The sequence below is a fragment of the Streptomyces sp. NBC_01171 genome, from assembly GCF_045039805.1.
Lineage (GTDB): Bacteria > Actinomycetota > Actinomycetes > Streptomycetales > Streptomycetaceae > Streptomyces.
On record NZ_CP108609.1, the window covers coordinates 4,700,093 to 4,725,463 of the forward strand.

Consider the following 25,371-nt stretch of genomic DNA (forward strand, 5'->3'; position numbering starts at 1 on the left):
GGACTACGCCTCCTTGGAGAACAGCGCCCGGCCCCACCAGTCGGCGGAGTCACGGACACCGGGCGGGACCGCGAAGACCGCCGAACCCACGTGCTGGATGTACTCGTTGAGCGCGTCGTGCGCGGAGAGCCGCCGCTGGAGCGGGATGAACCCCTCGCGTACGTCACGCTGGTAGGCCAGGAAGAACAGGCCCGCGTCCAGGCGGCCGAGCCCGTCCGTGCCGTCGGTGAAGGAGTAGCCCCGGCGCAGGATGGTGATCCCGTTGTTGGAATCGGGGTGGGCGAGCCGCACATGGGCGTCCGGCTTCATCGCCTTCAGGAACGGCGCGTCGTGCTCCTTCGCCTTCCCGGCCGGCGCCCCCTCGCCCTTGTCCCGGCCGAACACGTCCTCCTGCTCCTGGAGCGACGTACGGTCCCAGGTCTCGATGTTCATCCGGATGCGCCGGGCGACCAGATACGAACCCCCGGTCATCCAGGCCGACTTGGCGTCCCCGTCCGACCCGGAAACCCATACGTGCTTGTCCAGCCGGGCGGTCTCGGTGCCCGCGATGTTGCGGGTGCCGTCCTTGAAGCCCATCAGGTTGCGCGGGGTCTGGGCGTCCGGCGTGGTCGAGGAGGTCTTCCCGAAGCCCAACTGGGACCAGCGCACCGCGACCTTGCCGAAGCCGACGCGGGCCAGGTTGCGGATGGCGTGCACCGCCACCTGCGGATCGTCCGCGCACGCCTGTACACAGAGGTCGCCCCCGGTACGGGAGGCGTCGAGGTTGTCGCCGGGGAACTTCGGCAGGTCCGCGAGCGCGGCCGGGCGCCGGTCGGCCAGGCCGAACCGCTCGAAGAGGGAGGGCCCGAAGCCCAGGGTGAGGGTCAGCCGGGAGGGGCTGAGGCCCAGCGCCTCGCCCGTGTCGTCCGGCGGGGCCTCGGCGAGCCCGCCGTACGCGCCCTCGCCGACCGGCTTCCCGGCGGTCATCAGCCGGGCGGCCGCCGTCCAGTCCTTGAGCAACTGGACGAACTCGGCGCGGTCGTCCGTCTTCACGTCGAATGCGGCGAAGTGCAGGCGGTCCTGCACCGGGGTGGCGATGCCCGCCTGATGGGCACCGTGGAACTCCACCGCACCGCCCGTGCCCGCCGACGCCAGGCCAAGGCTGCCGTCGGACAGCGCCACACCGCCGCCCGCCGCGGCGGCGCCGAGCGCGAGCCCGGCACCGCCCCAGCCGATCAGCGCGCGCCGCGAGGGCCCACCGCGTTCGTTCTCGCTCATCGTCCTTGCTCCCGTGCTTACTTGACGACCGCGGCCGCGAGCTTGGAGAGCGGCTCGGCCAGGGCGTTCACCGCGTCGGACAGCTCCTTGCGCTGGTCCTTGCCGACCTTGTCGTAGGAGACGAAGTCGTAGGAATCCTTGGCCGGACGGTACTTGTCCAGCAGCTTGTCCAGCGCCGCGAACTGCTTGTCCAGCTCGGCGGTGAGCGCCGGGTCGTTCTTCGCGGCGACCGGCTTCAGCAGGTCGTACGCCTTCTGCGCGCCCTCGACGTTGCCCTTGAAGTCGACCAGGTCGGTGTGCGAGTAGCGGTCCTCCTCGCCGGTGACCTTGCCGGTGGCGACCTCGTCCAGCAGCTCCTTGGCGCCGTTGGCCATCGAGGTCGGGGTGATCTCGGCCTTACCGACCCGGCGCTGCCAGTCCTTGAGGTCGGTGACCAGCTCGGCGGCCAGCTCCTTGTCCCCGGCGCCGATCTTCTTGTCCTGCCAGAGGGACTTCTCCAGCCGGTGCCAGCCGGTCCACTTCTGGCCGTCCTCCAGGCCGTCCGCGCGGGTGTCGACCTTGGGGTCGATGTCGCCGAAGGACTCGGCCACCGGCTCGGTGCGCTCCCAGCCGAGCCGCGAGGGCGCGTACGCCTTCTTCGCGGCGGCCAGGTCACCGGCCTGGACGGCCTTGGCGAAGGTCTCGGCGAGCGGGACCGTCTCGTCGGCCTGGTCCTGGGCGTACTGGCGGTAGCCGGCGACCGCGCCGTCCAGTGCCGGGTTCCGCTCCGCGGTCTTCCCCGAGCCGGTCACGTCGAGCTTCTGCCGGACGCCGTGGCCCTTCATGCCGGGGCGGCAGGCGATCTCGTACGAGCCCGCCTTCACCTCGGCGGTGAGCGTGTACTTGGTGCCCGGCCCGATGTTCTCCTTCTCGGAGACGATCCGGTCGTCCGGGAAGACGATCTCGACCTCGGTGGCGCGCGAGCCCTTGTTCTCGATCTTCAGGGTGACCTGGCCGGCCGGCACGGACTTGGCGGAGGTGTCGCACGTGGTGTCGGCGGCGGTGACCTGGATGGCGTCGCTGTCCTTGGCGTCGCTCTTGGCGGTGCAGGCCGACAGGGCGGTCAGCGCTGCCGCCGCGGTGGCGGCGATCGCAATCGGACGGACGGCTCGCATAACGGGCTCCATGCGGTCAGGGCGGCACAAACCCACCCATTCGGTTTGGTGAGGCTTGCCTAACTTACCCGACCCTTAGTCTCCCCGTCTCCGCCGGATACCGGATTCGAACCGCACGAAAAGATCACAGACACGACTTGATGTCGGGATTCCAAAAACGATCTCAAGGGACGGTAAAGAGCACCCCAAGCGCCCTCGATGCTTCAATGCACCGGTGACTGACTACGACGTACTCCGGGTCTTCTGCGGCCCCTCGGGCGGCTACGGAAACGAACTGGGCGTCGTCCGCGACGGCTCGCTCGTGCCCGGACGGGACGACCGGCAGGCGCTCGCCGCCAAACTGGGCTTCAGCGAGACCGTGTTCGTGGACGACCCGGAGCGCGGAGTGATCGACATCTACACCCCCGCCTCCCGGCTGCCCTTCGCGGGACACCCCTGCGTCGGCACCGCCTGGCTGCTCGACGTGCCCGAACTGGTCACGCCCGCTGGGGAGGTCGGCACCCGGCTGGACGGCGAGTTCACCTGGATCGAGGCCCGCGCGGAGTGGGCCCCGCCGCGCACCCTGCTCCAGTACGCCGATGCCGCCGAGGTCGACGCCCTGGAGGTGCCGCCGCCCGGCGAGTGGATCTACGCCTGGGCCTGGGAGGACGAGGCGGCCGGCCGGGTGCGCGCACGGGCCTTCCCCGGCCGCATCGATGAGCGCGGCGACAGCCGCTCCAGTGGAGCCGGTGCCCGCACCGGGGGCATCGACGAGGACGAGGCGACCGGGGCGGCCGCGCTGCTGCTCACCGACCGGCTCGGTCGCGCCCTCAACATCACCCAGGGCCGCGGCTCCCAGCTCCTCACCGCGCCCCAGCCGCACGGCTGGGTGGAGGTCGGCGGCCGGGTCGTGCTGGAGCGCTGACCCCTAGGGGAGCGTGAGGATGTCCGCGCCGGTGTCCGTCACCACGAGGGTGTGCTCGAACTGGGCCGTGCGCTTGCGGTCCTTGGTGACCACGGTCCAGCCGTCGTCCCACATGTCGTACTCGTGGGTGCCGAGGGTCAGCATCGGCTCGATGGTGAAGGTCATGCCGGGCTGGATGACCGTGGTGGCGTGCGGGGAGTCGTAGTGCGGCACGATCAGCCCGGAGTGGAACGACGAGTTGATGCCGTGGCCGGTGAAGTCCCGCACCACGCCGTAGCCGAAGCGCTTGGCGTAGGACTCGATGACCCGGCCGATGATGTTGATCTGGCGGCCGGGCTTGACCGCCTTGATCGCCCGGTTCAGCGCCTCGTGGGTGCGCTCCACGAGCAGCCGCGACTCCTCGTCCACGTCGCCCACGAGATAGGTGGCGTTGTTGTCGCCGTGCACCCCGCCGATGTACGCGGTGACGTCCAGGTTGACGATGTCGCCGTCCCTGAGCACCGTCGAGTCCGGGATGCCGTGGCAGATGACCTCGTTGACCGAGGTGCACAGCGACTTGGGGAAGCCCCGGTAACCCAGCGTCGACGGGTAGGCCCCGTAGTCGCACATGTAGTCGTGCGCGACCTTGTCGAGCTGGTCCGTGGTGACACCGGGGGCGATGATCTTCGCCGCCTCCGCCATCGCCCGCGCGGCGATCCGGCCGGCGGTCCGCATCGCCTCGATCGTCTCGGGCGTCTGCACCTCCGGGCCGGTGTACGGTGCGGGCGCGGGCTTTCCGACGTACTCCGGGCGTCGGATGTTCCCGGGCACCGGGCGGGTGGGGGAGAGCTCCCCTGGTACGAGCAGCGACTGGCCAGACATGCCAGCGAGTCTAACCAGCGGCGCATGAGGGAACATGAGGGTGGCGAGAGGAGCCGTTGATGTCCGTGTTCAAGAAGCGCACCCAGGGCAAGCCGGGCGAGTGGTACTACTGCCTGGAGCACAAGAAGGTCGAGGAGGGCCCCGACTGTCCCGGCAAGGACCGTTTCGGCCCCTATGCCTCCCCGGACGAGGCGCGCCACGCGATGGAGATCGCCCGCGAGCGCAACGTCGACTGGGAGACGGACCCGCGCTGGCACGACACCCCGGCCGACGAGTCCGACAAGGACTGACCTCGCCGTTTCAGACGTGACCCCGAGCCGCTCCCACCCCTGGTGGGGGCGGCTCCGCGTTTCTCACCAGAGCTTTCTCGGCAGGGCTTTCTCGGCAGGGCTTTCTCGGCAGGGCTTTCTCACCAGGGCGCCGCCGGGGGTGCCGTCAGGGTCTCGGCCAGCCGGGACAGCCGGTCCCGGAAGCCCCGGCGGGCCCGGGGTGGCCCCGCGTTCTCCCCGGCCGCCGCGCTCACCAGGTGCTGCACGCTGTCCAGGTCCAGCTCCGCGCGGTCCGGCACCGCCAGCGTCTCGTGGGCCATCGCCGCCAGCTCGCCGCCGCCCGCCCCGAGCGCCAGTACGGTCACCCCGGCCCGCCGCGCGCTGTGCACCCGCTCCAGCAGCTCGGCGGGCTCCTCCGGCGCCACCACCAGCAGGGTCTCGCCGCGCCTGGCCTCCGCGATCCGGCCGGGTCCCACCGCCAGATGCGCCGGGTCGCCGGGGCGGGCGTGGTGCCGGACCAGGGTGGGGGCCAGCTCGGGCGTGCCGGACCAGGCCGCCTCGTCCACCAGGTGCGCGGCCAGGTGCCAGGGCTCGTACTCCTCGGTGCCCGCCAGCAGCAGGCCGCCGCCGTGGGCCGTCACCGAGCCGCGCAGCACCCCCGCGAACCGCCGGGTGGCGCCCAACCACTCGGTCCCGGCGAGCACTTCGCGCAGCAGCGCGACCCGTACGGCGTCCATGCGGCCGCATCCTGCCGCAACCGGTCACTGCCGCACCGCAGTTCACTCCACGTTCACCCCTGCGGGTACGGCGTGCCGCGGCCCACCCTCGCCGGGTAGCGGCGCCCGTGCGGACGTAGAGTCGGCCCATGACCTCCAGCGACAGCGCACAGCAGAGCGGTACTGGTTCTGCCAAGGACCCCGCGAAGGCCCCCGCCAAGGACCCCTGGGACCTGCCCGACGTCTCCGGGCTGACCGTCGGCGTGATCGGCGGCACCGGCCCGCAGGGCAAGGGCCTCGCCTACCGGCTCGCCAAGGCCGGGCAGAAGGTGATCGTCGGCTCGCGGTCCGCCGAGCGGGCGCACACCGCCGCCGAGGAGCTGGGCCACGGCGTCGAGGGCGCCGACAACGCCGAGACCGCGCGCCGCAGCGACGTGGTGATCGTCGCCGTGCCGTGGGACGGCCACGCCGACACCCTGAAGTCGCTGCGCGAGGACCTCGCGGGCAAGCTCGTCGTGGACTGCGTCAACCCGCTCGGCTTCGACAAGCAGGGCGCCTACGCGCTCACCGTCGAGGAGGGCAGCGCCGCCCAGCAGGCCGAGGCGCTGCTCCCGGACTCCCGCGTCACCGCCGCCTTCCACCACCTCTCCGCCGTCCTCCTGGAGGACCCGGAGATCGACGAGATCGACACGGACGTGATGGTCCTCGGCGACAAGCGGGCCGACACCGACATCGTGCAGGCCCTCGCCGGCCGCATCCCCGGCATGCGGGGTGTCTTCGCCGGGCGGCTGCGCAACGCCCACCAGGTGGAGGGGCTGGTCGCCAACCTGATCTCCACCAACCGCCGCTACAAGGCGCACGCCGGGCTCCGCGTCACCGACGTGTGACGGCACCTGGGCGGGGTGCCCGGACGGGATGGGGGACACTGGTCGACGTAGCAGTGTCCCCCGACAGGAGCCGACCCCATGCCCCGCATCGCCCTCGTCACCCTCGCCGTCTGCGTGCTCGCCGTGGCCGCGGCCGTCGTGTCCTTCGTCCAGGGGAGCTGGCTGGGGATCATCTGGGTGCTGCTGGCGGGCCTGACGTCCAACATGACGTTCCTCGCGATCCGGCGCGACCGGGCCAAGTCCGGCACGGGCACCGGCTCCGTTACGGGATGACCGAGCACACCTGCGGGGTCTCGGTCCAGAAGCGGTACAGGTAGTAGCCGCAGTCCGAGAAGGCGCCGTCCACGCCCAGCGCGCTCAGCAGGGTGTAGATCACGTCGAAGAACGCCTGGTTGACCGAGGGCACCCACAGCAGCGCGAACACGATCAGCAGGCCGAACGGGGCGATCGGCTCCACCTGCCGCTTGATCCCGTTCGACAGCCAGGGCTCGATCACGCCGTAGCCGTCCAGGCCCGGCACCGGCAGGAAGTTCAGGATCGCCGCCGTGACCTGGAGCAGCGCGAGGAACGCCAGCGCGTACCGGAAGTCGCGCGGGACCCCGTCCAGCGCGTGCAGCCAGAACGGCGCCGTGCACACCGCCGCGAACAGCACGTTGGTCAGCGGACCGGCCGCCGAGATCAGGCTGTGCCGCCAGCGGCCCCTGATCCGGCCCCGCTCGACGAAGACCGCGCCGCCCGGCAGACCGATCCCGCCCATGATCACGAAGAGCACCGGCAGCACGACGCTCAGCAGGGCGTGCGTGTACTTCAGCGGGTTCAGCGTGAGATAGCCCTTGGCACCGATCGAGATGTCCCCGCTGTGCAGGGCGGTACGCGCGTGCGCGTACTCGTGCAGACAGAGCGAGACGATCCACGCGGCCGTCACGAACAGGAACACCGCGAGCCCCGGCTGCGCCGCGAACCCCGTCCAGGTCGCCCAGCTCGTCACCGCCGCGATGGCCACGATTCCGGCGAACACGGGACTGATCCGGCGGTCGCCGGCGCGCGAGAGGGCGGTGGTCATGGGGCTCCTGCCTACGGTGGGTGCTGAGGGTCGACCGTACCGGTGATGTGAGGGGAACGTCCCGGCCCCGCCCCCGGGTTCCGGGCCGCCCGCCGCGTCCGTTCGCGCGGCACTGAAACCCGGAGGCGCCGCCGGTGCGTCCCCAGGGACAATGGACCCCGTGCACTATCGGCTTCTCGGCACCACTCAGGCTCTCCGTCCGGACGGCACCCCCGTCCCCGTCGGCGGGGCGCGGCTGCGTGCCCTGCTGACGGTGCTCGCACTGCGCGCCGGGCGGACCGTACCGGCCGGGGTGCTGGTCGACGAGGTGTGGGGAGCCGACCCGCCCACCGACGCACCCGGCGCCCTCCAGGCGCTCGTCGGGCGGCTGCGCCGGGCCCTCGGGGCCGACGCAGTCGCCTCCGTCGACGGCGGGTACCGGCTCAGCGCCGCCCCGGACGACGTGGACCTCACCCGCTTCGACCGGCTCACCGGCGACGGCCGGCGCGCCCTCGCCGACGCCGACCCCGCCAAGGCCGCCGTCCTCCTCGACGACGCCCTCGCCCTGTGGCAGGGGCCCGTCCTCGCCGACCTGCCCGACCGCACCGCCGACGCCGCCCGCTGGGAGACCCGCCGGCTGGACGCGCTGCGCGCCCGGCACACCGCCGCGCTCGCCCTCGGCCACGCCGAGTCGTCCCTGCCCGAGCTGGCCGCCCTGTGCGACCAGCACCCCCTGGACGAGCCCCTGCAGGCCCTGCGGCTGCGCGCCCTGCGCGACACCGGCCGCACCGCCCAGGCGCTGGCCGCCTACGAGGACGTACGGCAGCTCCTCGCCGACCGGCTGGGCTCCGACCCGGGCGCCGAGCTGCGCGCCCTGCACGCCGAGCTGCTGGCCGACACCGGGCCGGAACCGGTGGCGCCGACCCCGGCCGCGCCACGGGCCGCGCCGGGCAACCTGCCCGCCCGGCTGACCTCGTTCGTCGGGCGGGAGTCCGACATCGATGCCATCGGCGCCGACCTCTCCGGCTCCCGGCTGGTCACGCTGCTCGGGCCCGGCGGCGCGGGCAAGACCCGGCTCTCCATCGAGGCCGCCGAGGCGGTCCGGGACACCGTGCCCGACGGGGCCTGGCTCGCCGAACTCGCGCCCGTGGACGACCCCGACGCCGTACCGCAGGCCGTGCTCACCGCCATCGGCGCCCGCGAGACCGTGCTGCACGGGGCGGGCGTCGACAGTGTGCGCGCCGCCTCCGACCGCTGGGGCGACCCCGTCGAGCGGCTGGTGGAGCACTGCGGGCGGCGCCGGATGCTGATCATCCTGGACAACTGCGAGCACGTGGTGGACGCCGCCGCCCGGCTCGCCGAACGCCTGCTCGCCGACTGCCCGTACCTCACCGTCCTCGCCACCAGCCGCGAACCCCTGGGCGTACCGGGGGAGTTGTTGCGCCCGGTCGAGCCGCTGCCCGAGCCGGTAGCGCTGCGGCTGCTCGGCCACCGAGGCGCGGCCGCCCGACCCGGCTTCACGGTGGCCGGCGACCCCGAGGCGTGCGCCGAGATCTGCCACCGCCTGGACGGCCTGCCGCTGGCCATCGAGCTGGCGGCCGCCCGCCTGCGCATGCTGACGCCTCGTCAGATCGCGGACCGGCTGGACAACCGGTTCCGGCTGCTCACCTCCGGCAGCCGCACCGTACTGCCCCGCCAGCAGACCCTGCGCGCGGTGGTCGACTGGTCCTGGGACCTGCTCGACGCCGACGAACGCGAGGTCCTGGGCAAGCTGTCGGTGTTCGCGGGCGGCTGCGACCTCGCCGCCGCCGAGGCCGTCTGCGGGCCGGTCGCGCTGGACGCGCTCGGTTCCCTGGTCGACAAGTCCCTGGTGGTGGCCGCCCCTTCGGCCGGCGCCGGGATGCGCTACCGGCTGCTGGAGACCGTCGCCGAGTACGCCGCCGAACGGCTGGACGAGAGCGGCGAGCGCGCCGCCGCCGAACGCGCCCACCTCACCTACTACCGCGAACTCGCCCGCACCACCGACCCGTTGCTGCGCGGCCGCCGCCAGCGGGAGGCGATCGACCGCATCCAGGTGGAGTACGAGAACCTGCGCACCGCCCTCAGACACGCCGTCGCCCTGCGCGACGAGCAGGAGGGGCTGTGCATGGTGCTGTCCCTGCTCTGGTACTGGCAGATGCGCGACCAGCGCCTGGAGGTACGGGCCTGGTGCGAGGAGGTCATCGCGCTCGGCCCCGACCCGTTCGCGGAACCGGCCGCGCCCGCCGAACCGGTGTGGACGCGCAGCACCGAACACCCGCCCCCGCTGACCGGCGAGGACCTCGCCGAGGCCCGGCGTGGACTGCACCTCGCCCATCTGGCCTGCATGGACACCGACATGGAGGCGTGGCAGAGCCCGGCCGCGCGGGACAAGCTGACCGTCGTCACCGAGGTCTACCGCCCCGGCCTGCCGCAGACCTGCCGCTCGCCCGGCATGCTCTGGTGGTTCGCCGAGATGCTCGTCCACGGCGTGGGGCGGCTGCCCGAGATCACCGACGCCACCGTGCGCACCTGCCGGGAGACCCCCGGCTACGAGTGGGAGCTGGCCGGCGCCCTCCAGACCCGCGCCAACCTGCTGGCCAACCGCGCCACCTGGGCGGGCGACGCCACCCGCGACGCGGACGAGGCGCTGGAGATCTACCGGCGCCTCGGCGACGACTGGGGGCTGGCCGAGGCGCTGTCCGCGCGCGGCGAGGCCCACGAGCGCAAGGGCCTGTACCGCCAGGCCGCCGCCGACTACGAGGGCGCCATGGCGCACGCCGAACACCTCGGCGCCCGCGCCCAGATGGCCGTCCTCGGCGCCCGCCTCGGCAATGTGCTGCTGGAGGCGGGGGACGAGGAGCGCGGCGAACGGCTGCTGCAGGAGGTCGTGCACGAACTGGACGGCAGACACAGCGAGGCCATGCCGGTCGCCCGGCTGCACCTCGCGTCCTGGCTCCTGGTCACCGGGCGCACCGCCGAGGCGCGCGCCCAACTCGTCCTGTTGCGGGAGGAGTTCGTACTCTCCCGGTTCATCGTCTTCGACACCATGATCCTCGCCCAGGAAGCCTGGCTGGACGCCGAGGAGGGGCACTCCGAGCGCGCGCTGGACGGCATCCGCCGCGCGCTGGACCTGGCCGGCGACTCGCTGTGCGAGGTGGTCGTCCCGCAGATGCCGACCGTCTGCCTCACCGTCGCGGCGCTCGCCCTGGCCCTCGTCCCCGGCGGCTCCCGCGCCGTGGACGCCGCCCGCTGCCTGGGCGCCTCGGCGGCCCTGATGCCGGAGGGGCATCTGCGGCCGCAGGTGGAGCAGCGGGCGTACGACCGGACCGAGGCCCAGATCCGTGAAGTACTCGGCGAGACGGCGTTCCGCGCCGCCTACGCCGAAGGCGGTGGCCTCTCCCTCGTGGAGGCCACCGCCCTCGTGTGAACCGGTGAACGTCAGGTCTTGGTACGGAACTTGTGGATGGCGACCGGTGCCATCACCGCGGTGATCGCCACCGACCAGCCGACCGTCACCCACAGGTCGTGGGCGACCGGGCCGCCGACCATCAGACCGCGCGCCGCGTCGGCGAGCGTGGACAGCGGGTTGTAGTCGGTGAACGCCTGGAGCCAGCCGGGCATCGACTTGGTCGGCGCGAAGATGGACGAGCCGAACTGGAGCGGGAACAGCACCAGGAAGCCCATCGCCTGCACGGACTGCGCGCTCTTCATCACCACGCCCAGGGTGAGGAAGACCCACATGATCGAGGACGCGAACAGTGTGGCCAGGCCGACGGTGGCGAACAGCCCCGGCCAGCTCGTGATGTCGAAGCCGACCAGCACGGCGACGACCATCAGCACGGCCGTGGCGAACAGCATCCGGCCCAGCTCCACCGCGAGCTTGGCGAACAGCACCGAGCCGCGGCCGATCGGCAGCGAGCGGAACCGGTCCATGACACCGCTGTTGAAGTCCTGGCTGAAGCCGGTGCCGACGCCCTGCGACATCGTCATGCTCATCATCGCCAGCATGCCGGGGATGACGTACTGCACGTACTGGTCCTGGCCGCCGCCGAGGGCCTGGCCGATGGAGCCGCCGAAGACGAACACGAACAGCAGGGTGAAGACGACGGGCATCAGCAGCGCGTCGAACATCGACTCCGGGTCCTGCTTGATCCACAGCAGGTTGCGGCGGACGAGGGCGCCGGTGTGCCGCAGGTGGCCGCGCAGGGTGATGCGGGAGTCCGCGAGCGGGACGGGCGGGACGGTCGTGGTGGCGCTCATACGGCGACCTCTTCGCGGGAATCGGCGGGCGTGGCGTCCTGCGGAGCACTGGCGCGGTGGCCGGTGAGCGAGAGGAACACCTCGTCCAGGCTGGGGAGTTCGGTGACGATGGAGGAGATGGTGATGCCGCGCGCGGTGACCGCGCCGACGACCGCGGTGAGCTGCTCGTCGCTGAGGATCGGCACCAGCAGGGTGCCGGTCTGGTGGTCCACGGTGGTGGTGGCCAGGCCGGTGATGCCCAGCTCGTCCAGCGTGGTGGCGAGCGGCTCCAACTGGAGCGGGTCGATGGGGCGTACGCGCAGGGTGCGGCCGCCGACCTTCGCCTTCAGCTCCTCGATCCGGCCGCCCGCGATGACCTTGCCCCGGTCCACCACGGTCAGCTCGGAGGCGAGCTGCTCGGCCTCCTCCATGTACTGGGTGGTCAGCAGCACGGTCACGCCCTCGCCGACCATCGCCTTGACCTCGTCCCAGACCTCGTTGCGGGTCCGGGGGTCGAGGCCGGTGGTGGGCTCGTCCAGGAACAGCACCTGCGGGCGGCCGATCATGGAGGCGGCCAGGTCCAGGCGCCGCCGCATGCCGCCGGAGTAGGTGGAGGCGGGGCGCTTGGCCGCCTCGGTCAGGGAGAAACGCTCCAGCAGCTCGTCGGCGCGGCGGCGGGCGTCCTTGCGGGACAGGTCCAGCAGCCGGCCGATCATGTACAGGTTCTCCCAGCCGGGCAGCTTCTCGTCCACCGAGGCGTACTGCCCGGTCAGCCCGATCACCCGGCGCAACTGCCGGGGCTGCCGCACCACGTCGTACCCGGCCACGAGCGCCTCGCCGGCGTCGGGGGTGATCAGGGTCGACAGAATCCGTACGAGGGTGGTCTTGCCGGCGCCGTTCGGCCCGAGCACCCCCATCACGGTCCCCTCCCGGACCTCCAGATCCACCCCGTCCAGCGCCTTGGTCTCGCCGTAGTGCTTGACCATCCCCCGCACGGACACGGCGGAACGGCCGCCGCCGGGGTTCTCATCGATTCGCGTCATGCCCCAGACAATGCCAGGGGGCACCGACAAAGCACCGACATGCGGCCGACAGGGCGTGCGCCCATGCGGCCTGCCCTGTCGGTACGGCCGGCCGGGGCCGGGGTGACGTGGGTTCGGGCGGCCGGCCCGGAGATGTGACGGCGACGGTCTCCCAGGCTGCGAGGAGGACGACGGCGAGGGCGCTCGAGCGGCGTGCCTGCCCCGCATCCGGCGTCGGCCCGGATCAGCGGACCGTGCTGTCTCGAAGTCCTCCGGCCCAGTCCAGCAGCTCGGGTTCGGCCAGGCTGGTCCCCAGCCAGTCGTGGTCGAGGCCGGCGCCGGGAAGGGACGGCACCACGGCGACGTACAGCCCGGCGGCACGTGCCGAGGCGATGCCCGTGGCCGAGTCCTCGAAGGCGACGGAGCGTCGGGGAGTCGCGCCGAGCGTTTCGCACGCCGTGAGGTAGAGCTCCGGCGCGGGCTTGGGGGAGCGCACCTCGTCGGCGGCGAACGTGTGGGTGAAGCAGTCGGCGAGACCGGCCGACCACAGCGCCGCGTCCAGCAGTTCGCGCGGGCTGTTGCTCGCGACGGCGATCGGCACGGCCGTCCGGCAGGCGCGTACCAGTTCCGCCGCCCCGGGGAGGGCCGCGGCACCCCGCGACAGCTCCTTGCGGACTCTTCCGAGGAGTTCGGCGGCGAGTTCGGCGCCCGCGCGAGGGCGCCCGAGGTACTGCGCCATGGCCTCACCGGCGGCCTCCAGGGTGCGGCCGATGGCCAGCGCCTTCTGTTCGGGGCCGAAGGGGTGACCGTGCTCCGCGAAGATGGCCGACTCCGCGACGGTCCAGCACACCTCGGTGTCGACCAGCAGGCCGTCACAGTCGAAGACCACGGCCTCGGTGGCGGCGGGGAGCGAGCGCATACGGATGTCCCTTCGCGTTGGACACGATGGATCGTGCGATCACCCTAGGCCGACACCTGGGGGAGCATCCGCTTTCCTGCCCGAAAGCGGGCAGGAACAGCGATGTTGGAGGCGGGAAAGACGAGCAGCCCGCCGGTAGGGGGAAGTTCCGGCGGGCTGCCCGTGGGTGGTGCGGCAGTGGCTAGTGGACGGAGTGTTCGTCCAGCGGGAACGTTCCGCCGACGACGTCCTCCGCGAAGGACTTGGCCGCGTCGCCCATGACCTCGCGGAGCGCCGCGTACTTCTTGACGAACTTCGGCACGCGGCCCGAGGTCAGGCCGAGCATGTCGGTCCAGACGAGGACCTGCGCGTCGGTGTCCGGGCCCGCGCCGATGCCGACCGTCGGGATGTGCAGCACCCGCGTCACCTCGGCCGCCAGCTCCGCCGGGACCAGCTCCAGCACGACGGCGAACGCGCCCGCGTCCTGCACGGCCTTCGCGTCGCGGAGGAGCTGCTGGGCCGCCTCCTCGCCGCGCCCCTGGACCCGGTAGCCCATGGCGTTGACGGACTGCGGGGTGAGGCCGATGTGGGCCATCACCGGGATGCCGGACTCGACCAGCAGCCTGATCTGTTCGTGCGACCGCTCGCCGCCCTCCAGCTTGACCGCGCCCACCCCGGCCTCCTTGACCAGCCGGGTCGCCGAGCGCAGCGCCTGCACCGGGCCCTCCTGGTAGGAGCCGAAGGGGAGGTCGCCGACGATGAGGGCGCGGCTGGTGCCGCGTACGACGGCGGCGGAGAGCATGGTCATCTCGTCGAGGGTGACCGGCACGGTCGTCTCGTAGCCGAGGTGGCAGTTGCCCGCCGAGTCGCCCACGAGGAGGACCGGGATGCCGGACTCGTCGAAGACGGAGGCGGTCATCGCGTCGTAGGCGGTGAGCATGGGCCACTTCTCGCCCCGCTCCTTGGCGAGAGCGATGTCGCGGACCGTGATGCGGCGGGTGCCCTTTCCTCCGTACAGCGTCTTGCCGTCGGAGGGCTTCGTCTGGGCAGCCGAGAGCTGCGTCATGGCAACGGCTCCTTCAGTTCATCTCGAGGCGCCCTTTCGGCGTCCCCGGATCGTCTCCATGGTGGCACTTCGTGCCGGAGGTGGCCAGAGGGGCCCCCAGCTCGGCGGAGGGCCGCGCAATACCTCGGCAAAGGAATTCAGATACGAGACGGTGCCGTATTGAAATGACATTACGATCGGGCACATGACAACCTCCCCTGCCCCCCGGATACCGGAAGCCGTGTACCGGCGCCGCTGGGCGATCCTCGGCGTGCTGATGCTGAGCCTGCTCATCGTGGTGCTGGACAACTCGATCCTGAACGTCGCCATCAAGACCATCGCCACCCCGGCGCCCACCGGTCTGGGCGCCACGCAGAGCGAGATCGAGTGGGCGATCAACTCGTACACCCTCGTCTTCGCCGGCCTGCTCTTCACCGCCGGACTCATCGGCGACCGGCTCGGCCGCAAGAAGGTCCTGCTCGGCGGGCTGGTGGTGTTCGGCATCGGCTCGGCCCTGGCCGCCGAGTCCGGCTCCCCGGGCCAGTTGATCACCTACCGCGCCGTGATGGCCCTCGGTGCCGCCTTCGTCATGCCCGCCACCCTGGCCGTGCTGATGAACGTCTTCGAGCGCTCCGAGCAGCCCAAGGCCATCGGCATCTGGGCGGGCGGGGTCGGTCTCGCCATCGCCATCGGCCCGATCACCGGCGGCGCGCTGCTGGACCACTTCTGGTGGGGCTCGGTCTTCCTGATCAACGTGCCCATCGTGCTGATCGCCCTCGCCCTGATGATCTGGCTGGTCCCCGACTCCCGTGACCCGAAGCCCGGCCGCCTGGACCCCGTCGGCGTGGTGCTCTCCGTGCTCGGTCTGGTCCTGCTGGTCTACGGCATCATCAAGGGCGGCGAGCTGGCCGACTTCACCGACGCCAAGGTGCTGGCCACGATCATCGCCGGTGTCCTCGTACTGATCGGCTTCGTGGTCTACGAGAAGCGCAGCGACCACCCCTCGCTGGACGTGACCTACTTCCGGAACAGGGTCTTCTCGGCCGCCATGGCCGCCATCGCACTGGTCTTCTTCGCGCTGATGGGCGTCACGTTCTTCGGCGTCTTCTACACCCAGAGCGTGCGCGGCTACTCGCCGCTGGAGTCCGGCCTGCTGATGCTGCCGCTGGCCGCCGCCCAGATGATTTTCGCGCCCCGCGCCCGGCTGCTGGTCGACCGGTTCGGCAACAGGGCCACCACCACCGCGGGCATGCTGCTGATCGCCGCCACCCTGGCCGCGTTCGCCGGTTTCGAGGCCGACACGCCCATCTGGCTGCTGGAGGTCGTCTTCTTCCTCATGGGCACCGGCATGGCGCACATCATGACCCCGACCTCGGTCGTCATCATGCAGGCCCTGCCCCGCGAGAAGGCCGGCTCCGCCTCCGCGCTCAGCAACACCTTCCGCCAGGTCGGTGGCGCCCTCGGCATCGCCGTACTCGGCTCCGTGCTCGCCACCTCCTACCGCAACGGCATCGAGGACAAGCTCGGCGCGCTCCCGCCCGGCCTGCGCGACACCGCGGGCGAGTCCATCGAGGCCACCCTCGGCATCGCGGAGAAGCTCGGCCCGCGCGGCCACGCCCTGGTCACGCCCGCGTACGACGCCTTCCTGCACGCCATGCACGTCACCGCCCTGTGGGGTACGGGTGTGGCACTGATCGGCGCCGCCGTCGTCGCCGTGTTCCTGCCGGGCCGACCCTCGGCCGGACAACCCGGCGAGCGCGAGCCCGAACTGATCAGCACCGGCGACTGAGGCACCGGCATCCGGGAGGGGGAGGCTGCCGCTGCGGGAGAATCTCCCGCAGCACACCGAGAGGACGACGTAGACGTGAGCCTTGCCGCAGACCGGCCCGCGCAGCCCGCCCCCGCCCGGGGCAGGCCCCGCAGCGAGGCCGTGGAACGCGCCATCATCGAGGGCGTGATGAAGCTCCTGGAGGACGGCGTACCGCTGGCCGACCTCTCCATCGAGCGGGTCGCCCGCACCGCCGGAGTCGGCAAGGCCACCATCTACCGGCGGTGGAGCGGCAAGGAGGAGCTGTTCGTCGACGTCATGCGCGCCGCCGAACCCCCCGACCCGGTCCTCCCCGGCACCTCCATGCGCGACGACCTCGTCGTCCTGCTGGAGACCCTGCGCCGCAGGGGCCTGGCCAGCCGGTCCTCGGCGATCATGCACAACGTCTACGTCCAGGCGAAGTGCAGCCCCCGGATCTGGGCCGCCTACGAGGCCGGCGTCATAGCGCCCCGCCGCGCCCTCGCCCTGGACGTGCTGCGCCGGGGCCAGCGCGACGGCGAACTGCGCACCGACATCGACGCGGAACTGGCCAACGACATGTTCGTCGGCGCCATGCTGGTGCGCACCGTCCTGCGCCCCGACGCCGACCTCCCCGAGGGGCTCGCGGAGGAGATCGTCGACACGCTGCTCGCCGGCCTACGGCCCGTCAGGCCCCCGGCGCCGTAGCCCGGATGTGCGTGTTTCGTCACAGAAACCCCCTCTGGAAGGACTTCTCGGAACTGCCGGCGCCGCCTCGCACGTCCTCGTCTTCCGAACGGCCGTCATGGGACGGCGGAACGGAGCCCGGCATCCCCTAGGGTCGTACACACACACACGGGGGGATGACGGAGTGCACGGCAGGCAGTGAGGCACGGTATGGCGCAGCAGGCGTACATGACGGAGACGGACAACGGCGGCTCGGGGCCCGAGCGACCACTGTCCCGGCTTCGGCGCCTGGCGCACCGCCTGTTCGGCGGCTGGCGCGGCGACCCGGGCATCTGGCGCCGGGGGCTGGTCACCGCCGCGCTCGCGCTGCTGCTGGCGCTGGTGATGGTGGTGCACTCGCGCATCCCGAACCGGCTCGGCAACCTCGGCAGCCTGATCGAGACCTTCCTGCCCTGGCTGGGCCTGGCGATCTTGGTGCTGCTGGTGCTCGGCGTCGTCCGCCGCTCCGCCACCGCGCTGATCGCGGTGCTGCTCCCGGCGATCGTCTGGCTGAACCTGTTCGGCGGGCTGCTGCTCTCCGACAAGTCGGGCACCGGCGGCGACCTGGTCGTGGCCACCCACAACGTGAACGCCGACAACCCGGACCCGGCCGCCACCGCCCGCGACGTCTCCGCCTCCGGCGCCGACATGGTCGCCCTGGAGGAACTGCCCGCCTCCGCCGTGCCGGTGTACTCCACCGCGCTCAAGGCCACCTACCCCTACCACGCGGTGGTCGGCACGGTCGGGCTGTGGAGCAAGTACCCGATGAGCCAGGTCGAGCCGGTCGACATCAAGCTCGGCTGGAAGCGCGCGATGCGTGCCACGGTCTCCACCCCGGACGGCCTGGTCGCGGTGTACGTCGCTCACCTGCCCTCGGTGCGGGTGAAGCTGGAGGCCGGGTTCACCGCGCGGCAGCGCGACAAGAGCGCCGACGCGCTCGGCGAGGCCATCGCGGACGAGACCCTCACCCGGGTCGTGCTGCTCGGCGATCTGAACGGCACGATGAACGACCGCTCGCTCAACGCCGTGACCTCCCAGCTCCGCTCCACGCAGGGCGCGGCGGGCAGCGGCTTCGGGTTCAGTTGGCCGGCCGCGTTCCCGATGGCGCGGATCGACCAGATCATGGTCAAGGGCGTCGAGCCGGAGAGTTCCTGGACCCTGCCGCGCACCAACAGCGACCATCTTCCGGTGGCCGCTCGTGTGAAGCTCGACATGCCGTCGTAACCCGCTGGAATACTGGCCTTGAAAGACTTTGTTCCGTACGGGAACATAGAAGATTCCCCCTGAGCCCTGTACGGCACTTTCGTTCTGAGAGGTCCCTTCATGCCCCTGGCCCTACTTGCCCTTGCCGTGGGCGCCTTCGGCATCGGTACCACCGAGTTCGTGATGATGGGCCTGCTGCCCGACGTCGCGGACGACCTGCACATATCCATCCCGACCGCCGGGCACCTGGTCTCGGCGTACGCGCTGGGCGTGGTCATCGGCGCTCCGCTGCTGGCCGCGGTCACCGCCCGGATGTCCCGCCGCACGGTGCTGATCGGCCTGATGGCCGTGTTCGTCGTGGGCAACGCGCTCTCCGCGTTCGCCCCCGGTTACGAGTCCCTGCTCGCCGCCCGCTTCCTGAGCGGCCTGCCGCACGGCGCCTTCTTCGGCGTCGGCGCGGTCGTCGCCACCGGCATGGTCGCGCCGGAGCGCAAGGCCCGCTCGGTCTCCCTGATGTTCCTCGGGCTGACCGTCGCCAACGTCGCGGGCGTGCCGGTGGCCACACTCATGGGCCAGCACATGGGCTGGCGGGCCACCTTCCTCGGGGTCAGCGCCATCGGCCTGGCCGCGATAGCCGCGCTCGCCCTGCTCATACCGCGCGACCACACCCACGCCACGGCGGCGGGGCTGCGCCACGAGTTGGCCGCGCTGAAGTCCCTGCCGGTCTGGCTGGCGCTCGGTACGACGGTCGCGGGCTTCGGCGCGCTGTTCGCCGCGTACAGCTACGTCACCCCGATGCTGACCGACTCCGCCGGGTTCGCCCCGGCCAGCGTGACGCTGCTGCTCGCGCTGTTCGGCGTCGGCGCCACCGCGGGCAACCTGCTCGGCGGACGCCTGGCCGACCACGCGATGCGGGGCACGCTGTTCGGCGGCCTGGCCGCGCTCGGCGTCGTCCTCGCGCTCTTCCCGGTGCTGATGCGCGCCGAGTGGAGCGCGGCGCTCGGGGTGGCCCTGCTCGGCATGGCCGCGTTCGTCACCGGCTCGCCGCTCCAGCTCATGGTGATGGAGAAGGCCGCCGCGGCCCCCTCCCTCGCCTCCTCCGCCAACCAGGCCGCCTTCAACCTGGCGAACGCCGGTGGCGCCTGGATCGGCGGCCTCGCCCTGGCGGCGGGCTTCGGCGCGACGTCCCCGGCACTGGCGGGTGCGCTGCTCGCGGTGCTGGGCCTCGGTGTCGCGGGCGTCGCCTACGGGGTGGACCGGCGGCGGGCGTCCGCCCCGACGGGCCGGCTCGTCGCCGCGCACGTCCCGGAACCGCAGGAACAGGTGCACCGCTGATTCCCGCCCACTGACAGCCCGAGGCCCCGTCCATCCGCTTCCGCAGCGGGCGGACGGGGCCTCTGACGTGACCTTGATCAGACAGGCCAGGCGTCCTCGGGGTCGTCCAGCCACACCGGCTGCTCCCCGTCCGCGTGGACGGGGAGGCCGAACCGCTCGATGCCCGGCCGTCCGGCCTCTCTCCCCCGGTCGAGGGCCTGCAAGACCTCGTCCCACAGCCGCCGTGGCCTGCCCTGCCACACGTCCGTCTTCCCGGCCGTCGTGCGGCAGGACCCGGGAGTGGTCCGTGAGCGCGGAGAACCAGACCGGTCGTGACCCGTCCTGCTTCCCGCCCGACGGCTGCCGGTCGGGCGATCTCATCGGGACCGGACGACGGCCGCCGGCGGAGCGAGCAGCGCCACCATCCGGCGGGGCGGTGGGCGCGGCGCTGACCGCCCGGTGACCGCTGCACCTCAACCGAGCGGTGTACTCGTGGAGAGGGCCGGAATCCCCCCTCAGAGCACGACGCGGTAGTGGGTGGTCAGGCGCCGGTCGTCGTCCAGGACATGGAAGGCGATGCCGGGTGGCTGGTCCCGGTCTGCGAGGTCGTCGCCTTCCCAGGGCATTCTCGAAGTCCAGGTGACCGCGGGGCCGACGATCAGGGGACGGCCGGCGAAGGTCGAGGTAGCTGCCGTGTGGGCGTGCCCGGTCAGGACGGCGACGACCTGTGGGTGCGCCGCCAGCAGGGTGGCCAGTTGGCCGGGCTGTTCCAGCATGATGGAGTCGAGCAGCGGGTGGTGGAGTTCGACCGGTGGGTGATGGAAGGCGACCAGTGCCGGGGTGCCCCGTGGCAGGCCGGCAAGAGTGGTGTCCAGCCAGTCGAGCGTCGCCGCGTCGAGACGTCCCTCGTCGCGGCCGGGGATGCTGGAGTCGCACATCAGCACGGCGGTCCCGGAGATGTCGTGCAGCCGGTTGACGGGGGCGTGGTCGGGCGCCTCGCCGAGTAGAGCCTTGCGGTAGGCCGCGCGCACGTCATGGTTTCCGGGAAGGGTGAGCACCGGGAAGGGGGCCGCCAGCATGCGGGCTGCCTGCTCGTATTCGGCCTCCTCGCCGTGATCGGCTATGTCCCCGGTGACCAGGATCGCGTCGACCGGGTGAGGCAGGGCCCGCAGGTGGTCCATGACGCGCTCGGCGCGCCGGGTGGCCCTCTCACTGCCGTCCAGGTGCAGGTCACTGATCTGGGCGATCAGCACCGTCATCCTCGTCCTCTCATCGTGCGGGTGGTCGGTCGCGTCGAGAAGCTCACAGGGATTGTCCGTCCGCGTCGACGTCGGGAAGGCGAACCGCCACGCGGGGAAGGAAGAGGCCGACGAGGGGTCCCATGCACAGTGCGACGAGCACGGTACCGGCCCCGAGGGTTCCGCCCATGAGCCAGCCGGCGACGGCGACGGCGATGTCGATGCCGGTGCGTACCACGGCGATGGGAAGGCGGGTGAGCCGGACGAGTCCGGTCATGATGCCGTCGCGGGGGCCGGATCCGAATTGCGCACCGAGGTAGAGCGCGTCGAAGAAGGCCAGAGCGACGAGGCCGAGTACGAGGTACGCGATCTCGGTGAGTGTCCCCTGCGGGCGCGGGAGGACGGCCGCGGTGGCATCCGCGGCGAAGCCGACGACGGCGACGTTGAGAAGTGTGCCGAGGCCAGGCAATTCCCGCAGCGGAATCCACGCCAGGAGTACCGACAGGGAGATGAGGTTCGTCGCCCACCCGAACGAGACACCAAGGGTCGTGGCAGTGCCCTCGGTGAGCACGTTCCAGCTTGCTGCTCCCAGCCCGGACCGGACGAGCGTCATCACGGCGGCCCCGTACCCCACGAGGCCCACCAGAAGCTGGAGGACACGGCGTGTCGTGCGGCCCGCTCTGAACTGGGCGAGCGCGTTCAATCGGGTCAGCACGGGCTGGTCATGACGCGCCTGGACAGAAACTCGCGCAGCGGAAGCAGGAGATGCCATGCGGCAAGCCTGTGAGCATCTGGCCCTCGATTCCATAGCCAGATTGCTTATGCTGGCAAGGTGAAAGTAAGTGCGCACGCCGTGGCACGCATGCTCGGGACATGGCAGGAGGGACCCGGGCCGGCGCATCAGCGCCTTTCCGACAGGCTGCGGCTCCTGGTCCTGGACGGACGTCTCCCTCTGGGGTCGGCCCTGCCGAGCGAGCGTGACCTGGCCACCGCGCTCTCCACCAGCAGAACCACCGTCGGTGCCGCCTACCGCACTCTGGCCGATCAGAGATATGCCGCCACCCGGGCACGAGCCAGGGCGACGGTGCGGCTACCCGATGACCCGTCTCCCGAGCACAGCAGCACCGCGGGCCCGGCGGCCATCGACTTGTCCTTCGCGGCTCCGCCCGCGCCCGTCGAGATCCTCCACACCGCGTTCGCGACCGCGCTCGAACGACTGCCACGGCACTTCGAGCGGCACGGCTACGACCGGTACGGCATCGCGGAGCTGCGTGAGGCGGTGGCCGGCTGGTATCGACGACGCTCCCTGCCCACAGCCCCCGATCACATCCTGATCACCAATGGCGCGCAGCACGCGCTCGCCCTTCTCGCGCGCACTCTCCTGTCTCCGCGCGACAGGGTCCTGATCGACCATCCGACCTATCCGCATGCGATCAGCACGTTCACCGAGGCTCGTGCCCGGTTCCTGGCGGTCGCGGTGTCGCCTTCGGGCTGGGACACGGCACAGCTCCAGGAAGCGGCCCGCAGCGCGAATCTGGCCTATCTGATACCGGACTTCCACAATCCGACAGGGCTGTGCATGCCCACGAGCGTCCGCGCCAGGCTAAGGCTCGCCTGCCCCACGGTCATCGACGAGACCATGACCGACCTGGCCCTGGAGGGAGCAAGCCCGGAACCCTTCGCGCTGCACATGCCGACCGCGATCAGCGTCGGATCGGTCTCCAAGAGCATCTGGGGCGGCCTGCGCATCGGCTGGATCCGGGCGACCCCGTCTCTCCTCGAACGCGTCCAGCAGACCCGGCGCGCAACAGACCTCGGCACCCCTGTCGTCGAACAACTCGCCACGGCTGTACTCCTGAACGAGCACCAGACCCGGCGCCCAGGCACACTCCAACAACTGCGATCGCAACGCGACGCACTATGCGAAGCACTCACCGAGAACCTGCCGGAGGTCCAGGCCCTTCGTTCCGTCGGCGGCGTCACGCTATGGGCGACATTCCCCGAGCCCATCAGCTCGCGGCTGGCAGCAATCGCGCCGGACTACGGAGTGACCGTCGCAGCCGGACCACGCTTCGGAATCGGCGGCGCGTTCGAACGCAACATCCGACTGCCGTACACCCTCCCGCCTGGCCAACTGGCCCAGGCGATCGACAGACTGGCACTGGCCCAGCGAGCACTGGCCCGAGGCGCCATCGGCACGCACACCCCCGCACCTGTCGCGTGAGCGCCGAGAACGCGGCACCTCCGTACAACCCAAGTACGCTGCCCACGGGAGCCTGCTCAGGAGGGGTCATGGCGAAGGTCACCATCAGTCTGGACGCCGATCTGGCCATCGAGGTCATGCTGCTGGCCGGTACGAGGAGTCCGCAGGACGCGGTCGAGTTGATCGTCCGGGACTACCTGGCGCGGGGGCATCGCACCGAGGCCCGTACCGGTGACGCCGCCGACCAGGACCGCCTCGCCGACCGGAGGTCGGCGCCGGAAGAGGGGCGATGAGTACCGAGGTCGTTCTGAGCAAGCAGGACCTCCGTGCCGTCACCGCGTTCGCCGCGGCCTCCGCCGAGGTCGTGCTGGAGGTCTTCGAGGCCGATCAGCCGGACGACTCGCGGCCCCGGGACGCCCTTGGTGCCGCGTGGGCGTTCGCGCGGGGTGGTGAGCGGGGGAAGGGGCTGCGTGACGCGGCGTGGGCGGCTCTCAGGGCGGCCCAGGGTGCGCGTACGGCGGCCGCGCGGGAGGCGGCCCGGGCGGCCATGGCCGCGGCCGGTGCCGCGTATCTGCATCCGCTGGCCAAGGCCACGCAGGTCAAGCACGTCCTCGGGGCCGGGGCGCATGCGGCCCGGGCGGCCGAGCTCGTCGCCGACGGCGATCCGCGCGTCGGCACCGACCAGCTCGAACGGACGGTACGGCGGGCGACACCCGCCGTCGTCGACGTGCTCAGACGCTTTCCGGCCGCGCCCGACGGCGGTGGACGGGTGGGCGAGCTGATCCGCCTGCTGGACGCCGGCCTGCGCGCGCCCACCCGCCCCGAGTGACTACGCCCGCTCCCGCCACCCGTTCGTGATCGGCAGCCGCCGGTCCTTCCCGAACCCCTTCGGGGAGATCTTCGTGCCCGGCGGGTACTGCCGACGCTTGTACTCCGCGGTGTCGACCATGCGGAGGATCCTGACGACGAGGTCGCGGTCGAAGCCCGCCGCGACGATCGCGTCGGCGCCCTGGTCGTGGTCGACGTAGAGGTCGAGGATCGCGTCGAGGACGGGGTAGTCCGGGAGCGAGTCGGTGTCGACCTGGCCGGGACGCAGCTCGGCGCTGGGCGGCTTGCTGATCGAGTTCTCCGGGATCGGCGGGGTCTCGCCGCGCTCCTCGGCCGCGCGGTTGCGATGGCGGGCGAGCCGGAACACCGAGGACTTGTAGACGTCCTTGATCGGGCCGTACGCGCCCACCGAGTCGCCGTACAGGGTCGAATACCCCACCGCAAGCTCCGACTTGTTGCCCGGTGCCAGCACGAGCTGGCCCTCCTGGTTGGACACCGCCATCAGCAGCGTGCCGCGCAGCCGGGACTGGAGGTTCTCCTCCGCCAGCCCGCTCAGGTCCAGCGCGCCCATGTACGCGTCGAACATCGGCTCGATCGACACCGTGCGGAAGTTCAGCCCGGTACGCCGTGCCAGCTCGGCCGCGTCGCTCCGGGAGTGCTCGGAGGAGTACTTGGACGGCATCGAGATCCCGTAGACGTTCTCCGCGCCCACCGCGTCGCACGCGATCGCGGCCACCAGCGCCGAGTCGATGCCGCCGGACAGACCGATCAGCACCGAGCGGAAGCCGTTCTTGGTGACGTACGCCCGCAGGCCCGTCACCAGCGCCCCGTACATCTCCGCGTCGTCGTCCAGCCGCTCGGCGTAGCCGCCGAGGTGCTCCGGCTCGTACGACGGCACGGGCTCGGGGGAGAGGACCACGCGGTCGATGCGCAGACCGTCGTCCACGACACCCGTGGGCGCGTCCGGGTCGGCGGCGGGCAGGTCCAGGTCCAGCAGCAGGCAGGTCTCCTGGAACTGCGGCGCCCGCGCGATCACCTCGCCGTCCGCGCCGACCACGATGGAGTCGCCGTCGAAGACCAGCTCGTCCTGGCCGCCGGTCATGGCGAGGTAGGCGGTGGTGCAGCCGGCCTCCTGGGCCCGCTTGCGGACCAGCTCCAGCCGGGTGTCGTCCTTGTCGCGCTCGTAGGGCGAGGCGTTCACCGAGAGCAGCAGGCCCGCGTGGGCCGAACGGGCGGCGGGGACCCGGCCGCCGTCCTGCCAGAGGTCCTCGCAGATGGCGAGCGCCACGTCCACCCCGCGCACCCGGATCACCGGCATGGTGTCGCCGGGCACGAAGTAGCGGAACTCGTCGAAGACGCCGTAGTTCGGCAGGTGGTGCTTGGCGAAGGTGAGGACCACCTCGCCCCGGTACAGCACCGCCGCCGCGTTCTGCGGGGCACCGGCCGGCTGGCCGTACTTCGGCTGCGCGGTCGCCGAGCGGTCGAGGTAGCCGACGACCACCGGCACCTCGCCGAGCCCCTCCCCGGCCAGCCGGGCGGCCAGCGCGCGCACGGCGGCGCGGGAGGCTTCGACGAAGGACGAGCGCAGGGCGAGGTCCTCCACGGGATACCCGGTCAGCACCATCTCCGGGAACGCGACCAGATGCGCTCCCGCCTCGGCCGACCGCGTGGTCCGGCGGACGACCGACTCGGTGTTGCCGGCGATGTCGCCGACCCGGGCATCGATCTGATTCAGGGCGAGACGAAGTTGAGGCACGC

At 71.8% G+C, this 25,371-nt stretch carries 25 protein-coding genes; 12 read left to right on the top strand and 13 right to left on the bottom strand.

Features of this window, described 5'->3' with window-relative positions; all coding sequences use genetic code 11:
* Positions 1-3 precede the first annotated feature (3 nt).
* Both efeB and efeO read right to left on the bottom strand, forming a co-directional pair.
* Positions 4-1,257: an iron uptake transporter deferrochelatase/peroxidase subunit gene (gene efeB, locus OG448_RS21655; protein ID WP_405556117.1), complete on the bottom strand. Its 1,254-nt coding sequence runs from the start codon at positions 1,255-1,257 to the stop codon at positions 4-6.
* A gap of 17 nt (positions 1,258-1,274) precedes the next feature.
* Positions 1,275-2,411, bottom strand: a complete 1,137-nt coding sequence (gene efeO, locus OG448_RS21660; protein ID WP_405556119.1) for an iron uptake system protein EfeO — start codon at positions 2,409-2,411, stop codon at positions 1,275-1,277.
* Positions 2,412-2,625: 214 nt separating this feature from the next.
* On the opposite strand from efeO, the gene OG448_RS21665 reads away from it, so the two are divergent.
* Positions 2,626-3,315: a PhzF family phenazine biosynthesis protein gene (locus OG448_RS21665; protein ID WP_405556121.1), complete on the top strand. Its 690-nt coding sequence runs from the start codon at positions 2,626-2,628 to the stop codon at positions 3,313-3,315.
* A gap of 3 nt (positions 3,316-3,318) precedes the next feature.
* Here the strand turns inward: OG448_RS21665 and map are convergent, their stop codons facing one another.
* The gene (gene map / locus OG448_RS21670) at positions 3,319-4,176 is read right to left on the bottom strand and encodes a type I methionyl aminopeptidase (protein ID WP_405556123.1); all 858 of its coding nucleotides are present in this window, start codon (positions 4,174-4,176) and stop codon (positions 3,319-3,321) included.
* 59 nt (positions 4,177-4,235) lie between these two features.
* On the opposite strand from map, the gene OG448_RS21675 reads away from it, so the two are divergent.
* Complete coding sequence (locus OG448_RS21675) at positions 4,236-4,466, top strand: hypothetical protein (RefSeq protein WP_405556124.1); 231 nt, start codon at positions 4,236-4,238, stop codon at positions 4,464-4,466.
* Between the two features lie 119 nt (positions 4,467-4,585).
* On the opposite strand, the gene OG448_RS21680 is transcribed toward OG448_RS21675, so the two are convergent.
* Positions 4,586-5,182: a hypothetical protein gene (locus tag OG448_RS21680; protein WP_405556126.1), complete on the bottom strand. Its 597-nt coding sequence runs from the start codon at positions 5,180-5,182 to the stop codon at positions 4,586-4,588.
* A 128-nt stretch (positions 5,183-5,310) separates the two neighbouring features.
* Between OG448_RS21680 and npdG the strand changes: the two genes are divergently transcribed.
* Both npdG and OG448_RS21690 read left to right on the top strand, forming a co-directional pair.
* Positions 5,311-6,048: an NADPH-dependent F420 reductase gene (gene npdG, locus OG448_RS21685; protein WP_405556128.1), complete on the top strand. Its 738-nt coding sequence runs from the start codon at positions 5,311-5,313 to the stop codon at positions 6,046-6,048.
* A 78-nt stretch (positions 6,049-6,126) separates the two neighbouring features.
* Positions 6,127-6,321: a hypothetical protein gene (locus OG448_RS21690; protein ID WP_405556130.1), complete on the top strand. Its 195-nt coding sequence runs from the start codon at positions 6,127-6,129 to the stop codon at positions 6,319-6,321.
* Here OG448_RS21690 and OG448_RS21695 read toward each other — a convergent pair.
* Positions 6,311-7,111 carry a site-2 protease family protein gene (locus tag OG448_RS21695; RefSeq protein WP_405556131.1) on the bottom strand — a complete coding sequence of 267 codons (801 nt, stop codon included), beginning with the start codon at positions 7,109-7,111 and terminating at the stop codon, positions 6,311-6,313. The two genes, OG448_RS21690 and OG448_RS21695, sit on opposite strands and share 11 nt — an antisense overlap.
* A 151-nt stretch (positions 7,112-7,262) precedes the next feature.
* Here OG448_RS21695 and OG448_RS21700 point away from each other — a divergent pair, with 151 nt between their 5' ends.
* A complete protein-coding gene (locus tag OG448_RS21700; RefSeq protein WP_405556133.1) occupies positions 7,263-10,538 on the top strand; it encodes a BTAD domain-containing putative transcriptional regulator in 3,276 nt (1,091 codons plus the stop codon).
* Between the two features lie 11 nt (positions 10,539-10,549).
* On the opposite strand, the gene OG448_RS21705 is transcribed toward OG448_RS21700, so the two are convergent.
* The 4 genes from OG448_RS21705 to panB all read right to left on the bottom strand — a co-directional run bounded on the left by OG448_RS21705 (position 10,550) and on the right by panB (position 14,336).
* Entirely contained in the window at positions 10,550-11,371 is an 822-nt protein-coding gene (locus OG448_RS21705; RefSeq protein WP_359707982.1) for an ABC transporter permease, read from the bottom strand.
* Complete coding sequence (locus OG448_RS21710) at positions 11,368-12,393, bottom strand: ATP-binding cassette domain-containing protein (RefSeq protein ID WP_405556135.1); 1,026 nt, start codon at positions 12,391-12,393, stop codon at positions 11,368-11,370. The genes OG448_RS21705 and OG448_RS21710 overlap by 4 nt, the downstream gene beginning before the upstream one ends.
* 223 nt (positions 12,394-12,616) lie before the next feature.
* Positions 12,617-13,291: an HAD family hydrolase gene (locus tag OG448_RS21715; RefSeq protein ID WP_405556137.1), complete on the bottom strand. Its 675-nt coding sequence runs from the start codon at positions 13,289-13,291 to the stop codon at positions 12,617-12,619.
* Positions 13,292-13,472: 181 nt separating this feature from the next.
* Positions 13,473-14,336, bottom strand: coding sequence for a 3-methyl-2-oxobutanoate hydroxymethyltransferase (gene panB, locus OG448_RS21720; protein ID WP_031179807.1), 864 nt, complete (start codon positions 14,334-14,336; stop codon positions 13,473-13,475).
* 184 nt (positions 14,337-14,520) lie between these two features.
* Here panB and OG448_RS21725 point away from each other — a divergent pair, with 184 nt between their 5' ends.
* From OG448_RS21725 to OG448_RS21740, 4 genes are all read left to right on the top strand, one after another.
* A complete protein-coding gene (locus OG448_RS21725; protein WP_405556139.1) occupies positions 14,521-16,104 on the top strand; it encodes an MFS transporter in 1,584 nt (527 codons plus the stop codon).
* Between the two features lie 75 nt (positions 16,105-16,179).
* A complete protein-coding gene (locus OG448_RS21730) occupies positions 16,180-16,809 on the top strand; it encodes a TetR/AcrR family transcriptional regulator (protein ID WP_030807850.1) in 630 nt (209 codons plus the stop codon).
* A 189-nt stretch (positions 16,810-16,998) separates the two neighbouring features.
* Positions 16,999-18,051, top strand: coding sequence for an endonuclease/exonuclease/phosphatase family protein (locus tag OG448_RS21735; protein ID WP_405556141.1), 1,053 nt, complete (start codon positions 16,999-17,001; stop codon positions 18,049-18,051).
* Between the two features lie 99 nt (positions 18,052-18,150).
* Entirely contained in the window at positions 18,151-19,365 is a 1,215-nt protein-coding gene (locus OG448_RS21740) for an MFS transporter (RefSeq protein ID WP_405556143.1), read from the top strand.
* Between the two features lie 77 nt (positions 19,366-19,442).
* Here the strand turns inward: OG448_RS21740 and OG448_RS21745 are convergent, their stop codons facing one another.
* The 3 genes from OG448_RS21745 to OG448_RS21755 all read right to left on the bottom strand — a co-directional run bounded on the left by OG448_RS21745 (position 19,443) and on the right by OG448_RS21755 (position 21,297).
* A complete protein-coding gene (locus OG448_RS21745; RefSeq protein ID WP_405556145.1) occupies positions 19,443-19,568 on the bottom strand; it encodes a hypothetical protein in 126 nt (41 codons plus the stop codon).
* Between the two features lie 291 nt (positions 19,569-19,859).
* Positions 19,860-20,603 carry a phosphodiesterase gene (locus OG448_RS21750; RefSeq protein WP_405556147.1) on the bottom strand — a complete coding sequence of 248 codons (744 nt, stop codon included), beginning with the start codon at positions 20,601-20,603 and terminating at the stop codon, positions 19,860-19,862.
* A gap of 43 nt (positions 20,604-20,646) precedes the next feature.
* A complete protein-coding gene (locus OG448_RS21755; RefSeq protein WP_405556149.1) occupies positions 20,647-21,297 on the bottom strand; it encodes a YitT family protein in 651 nt (216 codons plus the stop codon).
* 147 nt (positions 21,298-21,444) lie between these two features.
* On the opposite strand from OG448_RS21755, the gene OG448_RS21760 reads away from it, so the two are divergent.
* The 3 genes from OG448_RS21760 to OG448_RS21770 all read left to right on the top strand — a co-directional run bounded on the left by OG448_RS21760 (position 21,445) and on the right by OG448_RS21770 (position 23,614).
* Complete coding sequence (locus tag OG448_RS21760) at positions 21,445-22,806, top strand: PLP-dependent aminotransferase family protein (RefSeq protein WP_405558887.1); 1,362 nt, start codon at positions 21,445-21,447, stop codon at positions 22,804-22,806.
* A 68-nt stretch (positions 22,807-22,874) separates the two neighbouring features.
* Complete coding sequence (locus OG448_RS21765) at positions 22,875-23,078, top strand: hypothetical protein (RefSeq protein ID WP_405556151.1); 204 nt, start codon at positions 22,875-22,877, stop codon at positions 23,076-23,078.
* Positions 23,075-23,614 carry a putative immunity protein gene (locus OG448_RS21770; RefSeq protein WP_405556153.1) on the top strand — a complete coding sequence of 180 codons (540 nt, stop codon included), beginning with the start codon at positions 23,075-23,077 and terminating at the stop codon, positions 23,612-23,614. The genes OG448_RS21765 and OG448_RS21770 overlap by 4 nt, the downstream gene beginning before the upstream one ends.
* Here the strand turns inward: OG448_RS21770 and OG448_RS21775 are convergent, their stop codons facing one another.
* Entirely contained in the window at positions 23,615-25,369 is a 1,755-nt protein-coding gene (locus tag OG448_RS21775; protein ID WP_405556155.1) for an NAD+ synthase, read from the bottom strand.
* Positions 25,370-25,371 lie beyond the last annotated feature (2 nt).

Coding starts and splice junctions, on each gene's coding strand:
- efeB (WP_405556117.1), bottom strand. CDS start 1,257: ATGAGCGAGAACGAACGCGGTGGGCCCTCGCGGCGCGCGCTGATCGGC.
- efeO (WP_405556119.1), bottom strand. CDS start 2,411: ATGCGAGCCGTCCGTCCGATTGCGATCGCCGCCACCGCGGCGGCAGCG.
- map (WP_405556123.1), bottom strand. CDS start 4,176: ATGTCTGGCCAGTCGCTGCTCGTACCAGGGGAGCTCTCCCCCACCCGC.
- OG448_RS21675 (WP_405556124.1), top strand. CDS start 4,236: ATGTCCGTGTTCAAGAAGCGCACCCAGGGCAAGCCGGGCGAGTGGTAC.
- OG448_RS21680 (WP_405556126.1), bottom strand. CDS start 5,182: ATGGACGCCGTACGGGTCGCGCTGCTGCGCGAAGTGCTCGCCGGGACC.
- npdG (WP_405556128.1), top strand. CDS start 5,311: ATGACCTCCAGCGACAGCGCACAGCAGAGCGGTACTGGTTCTGCCAAG.
- OG448_RS21690 (WP_405556130.1), top strand. CDS start 6,127: ATGCCCCGCATCGCCCTCGTCACCCTCGCCGTCTGCGTGCTCGCCGTG.
- OG448_RS21695 (WP_405556131.1), bottom strand. CDS start 7,111: ATGACCACCGCCCTCTCGCGCGCCGGCGACCGCCGGATCAGTCCCGTG.
- OG448_RS21700 (WP_405556133.1), top strand. CDS start 7,263: ATGGACCCCGTGCACTATCGGCTTCTCGGCACCACTCAGGCTCTCCGT.
- OG448_RS21705 (WP_359707982.1), bottom strand. CDS start 11,371: ATGAGCGCCACCACGACCGTCCCGCCCGTCCCGCTCGCGGACTCCCGC.
- OG448_RS21710 (WP_405556135.1), bottom strand. CDS start 12,393: ATGACGCGAATCGATGAGAACCCCGGCGGCGGCCGTTCCGCCGTGTCC.
- OG448_RS21715 (WP_405556137.1), bottom strand. CDS start 13,291: ATGCGCTCGCTCCCCGCCGCCACCGAGGCCGTGGTCTTCGACTGTGAC.
- panB (WP_031179807.1), bottom strand. CDS start 14,336: ATGACGCAGCTCTCGGCTGCCCAGACGAAGCCCTCCGACGGCAAGACG.
- OG448_RS21725 (WP_405556139.1), top strand. CDS start 14,521: ATGACAACCTCCCCTGCCCCCCGGATACCGGAAGCCGTGTACCGGCGC.
- OG448_RS21735 (WP_405556141.1), top strand. CDS start 16,999: ATGGCGCAGCAGGCGTACATGACGGAGACGGACAACGGCGGCTCGGGG.
- OG448_RS21740 (WP_405556143.1), top strand. CDS start 18,151: ATGCCCCTGGCCCTACTTGCCCTTGCCGTGGGCGCCTTCGGCATCGGT.
- OG448_RS21750 (WP_405556147.1), bottom strand. CDS start 20,603: ATGACGGTGCTGATCGCCCAGATCAGTGACCTGCACCTGGACGGCAGT.
- OG448_RS21760 (WP_405558887.1), top strand. CDS start 21,445: ATGCTCGGGACATGGCAGGAGGGACCCGGGCCGGCGCATCAGCGCCTT.
- OG448_RS21765 (WP_405556151.1), top strand. CDS start 22,875: ATGGCGAAGGTCACCATCAGTCTGGACGCCGATCTGGCCATCGAGGTC.
- OG448_RS21770 (WP_405556153.1), top strand. CDS start 23,075: ATGAGTACCGAGGTCGTTCTGAGCAAGCAGGACCTCCGTGCCGTCACC.